3 protein-coding genes are annotated in these 2,699 nt (G+C 45.6%); 1 reads left to right on the forward strand and 2 read right to left on the reverse strand.

Translation table 11 applies throughout. The features are described 5' to 3' along the window. The first annotated feature begins 407 nt into the window (after positions 1-407). Complete coding sequence (locus tag F6K20_RS33105; RefSeq protein WP_193431516.1) at positions 408-551, forward strand: hypothetical protein; 144 nt, start codon at positions 408-410, stop codon at positions 549-551. Positions 552-739: 188 nt separating this feature from the next. On the opposite strand, the gene F6K20_RS40270 is transcribed toward F6K20_RS33105, so the two are convergent. Next, positions 740-2,116: a zinc ribbon domain-containing protein gene (locus F6K20_RS40270; protein ID WP_353736873.1), complete on the reverse strand. Its 1,377-nt coding sequence runs from the start codon at positions 2,114-2,116 to the stop codon at positions 740-742. After that, positions 2,085-2,294, reverse strand: a complete 210-nt coding sequence (locus tag F6K20_RS33115) for a hypothetical protein (protein WP_287263861.1) — start codon at positions 2,292-2,294, stop codon at positions 2,085-2,087. The genes F6K20_RS40270 and F6K20_RS33115 overlap by 32 nt, the downstream gene beginning before the upstream one ends. Between the last annotated feature and the right edge of the window lie 405 nt (positions 2,295-2,699).

The following is a 2,699-nucleotide window of genomic DNA, read 5'->3' on the forward strand; positions in this document are numbered from 1 at the left end:
CTTCCGGTGCGCGCCTCCTAGGGCGAGTAAATCGCCCTTGGGTCGCACCGCAAAGTTGGGGGACCCACGGGGGCTTGACCAAAACCAGATGATCGCGCATTCATTCCTTGATTCAGCAACGCCAAAAAATCTGTATAACTGAGATCTTGCACCATTGTCATTAATCGTAGGGTGGGCAGTGCCTACCAACGCGCTTTGCAAGCTTCATTATCTGTCTGGTGCACTGCCCACCCTACATGAACCAAGCTTATTGAGAATGGGGCAAGAGGTGAGTATAACTTATTACTAGGATAAGCGCTATCAAATAAACAAGGGTTTAATTATCTGTGATTTAATCTAAATTTCCGGCGTTGCTGATTATGGGTATGGTTTTGCCCCCCTAGCCCCCCAATTTTGCGGTGCGACCCGTGGCGAATTTAATTCGCCGACGGAAAGCGCACCGGTGGGGGAACAAAACTCTCAAGCGATGCAGCGCGGTCTTGGGGGTTTCCCCCACTCGCTATTGCATCAAGACAAGTCCCCCAGAATTGGGGGACCCACGGGGGCTTTAATAAAACCAGATGATCGCGCATTCATTCCTTAATTCAGCAACGCCAAATTTCCTGCTGCTATAGACAAAAGGACTCGAAAGCCAATTGTGAGAACTTTGATGAGATACTCTTAAACCGTCATTAATCTGGATAATCCGGTATAAAACGGTCAAGGTGCAATTTATTGTTGCCTGAGGGAGGAGTGGTAGTCAGCAATTGGAGTCAAGCCTCCCACTCATCTGTCTAGGCGTTCCTGGCATCTCGACCAGGAGTTCCTTAAAAGCCTTAGTTTTGCTATGCTTGCAATTAAGCAATCCAAGCTCGATTGCATCAAGTAAACTAAGTCCCATTCCTTCCAAGAAACGCGCGGTACGACGCAACAATACTGCCTGTACCTCGGTTTTAACCATGTACCGGGTGATTTCCTGATCCGTACCTCTGTCAAGGATATTTTTGGCAGCATTATGGTCAGCCTGCAACACGACCCCATTAAATCTGGTAAAACTGTCCCCGCTTCTTTTCCCCAGAAGGGTTCCGGTCACGGAGTCAATTGGCGACGTGTAACTAGGCTGGACTTCTTTCACAACCGACCCAGTCCAATTAGCCCATTTCTGTAACGAATCCCGCATTACTCCTTTCATCCAACTATTGAGCTTGCGAGACATCGCCTTGGACTGGCGTTTATTTTTGATTGGTTGTGTTAAATCTTCCGCAAAAACTAAGAGTGATTCGCCATTAAACAGCGATTTAGAAGCAGCTCCTATTATTGCTGTAAGCTCTGACTGATTCTGTCTGTAGCGCTTATTTTCTGTCTTTCGGTTTAAATTATTTTTTAGTATTCGAGCCGATTTGACTGGATCTAGTTTTTCCAGTTTTCTATGTATTGCCCAAAGCTTCCCTCGATTACGATTCTTGGCACAAATACGGTCGGACTTTTCAGTAGTCGCCTTGCCCAAGTTCAAACCATGCCCTTGGCCATCTGAGTCATAGAAAGCCTCTGTGTACCCTTTATCTATCCCAACAGGACGGCGGTTGGCGGGTACTTCTACGGTTCCATAGTCTACTAAGAAGTGAATCTCAAATCTTTGTAAAGTTTGATTGTGGATTAATCTAATCTGCCCACTTATTTGGCGATTAGATCTGACGATTATTCTGTTTCTTTTTCCTCTTCTTAATCCAGCTAGCTCTAACTGATAAGTGTTGCGGGAGAGCCTTCTGCACTTATAGCCTACTTGTTGATAAACTATCTGATTTTTGACCCAAGAATGTCCTCGCTGAAACTCCTTTCTGATCAGTCGGTGAAGGAGTGGACTGTCCATAAATGCTAAGGTCTTAAGCTGAAAGCAAAGTTCTTTTCTGGTCTTTTGATTGTCCTTCCCCGGAAATCGTTTGTAGATTTTCTTGATTACCGCATCGGTACAGGCCGCCTGGCTCGCTGTAATGGCTTTCGCTACATCATTAATAGTCCAATCCATTAACTTAGCAGGTAGCCCCAAGGTATCGGGAGTCCTGAAGCTCTTCACTTCCGGGATAGCCTTGTCTTGATGCAGTCGCTCATGGGGGAAACCCCCAAGACCGCGCTGCATCGCTTTTCCAGTCCAGTCCCCAATGGTTAATGCTTCCGAGTTTGTTGTAAGACTCAGCCCTGACGACACCTAGTTTTTTCATTACCTGCAACAACTCAAACTCTACCGACTTACTCATCCCCACCACGGGGACAATTTGAGTCGATAGTCTCTTGGGATAGCCCACTTTCTTTGGCATCGTCAACTGCTGTGTCTTCTTTCTTGACTATACTCTAGCGCTAGCAAAATGTCAATGTCGGTTTTGTACAGTTAAATACCGTTTTATACCTATTTATTGGGGTTTAGTTGCGAGACTAGCAGGAACGCCATTGGGATAGCTAGAACGACATAGGTTGGGAGTGTCAAGCCAACAGCCACCCCATATGCCTCAATGTAACGCTCTATAGTTAGTTGTCCTAGCAGTTTCGCCTCCAGTTTTATTAATATAATTAATTATAGTTATAAATTATTGTTATAGCGGTTTTCGTAGTAATGAGGTAAACAGGATTTTTTCCCACTTCCGTTCCCCCCTTATTAAGGCTTCCGTTCCCCTCTTATTAAGCTCCCCCCTTATTAAGGGGGGTTAGGGGGGATCCCTTTCCCA

The organism is Moorena sp. SIO2C4 (assembly GCF_010672485.1).
Lineage (GTDB): Bacteria > Cyanobacteriota > Cyanobacteriia > Cyanobacteriales > Coleofasciculaceae > Moorena > Moorena producens.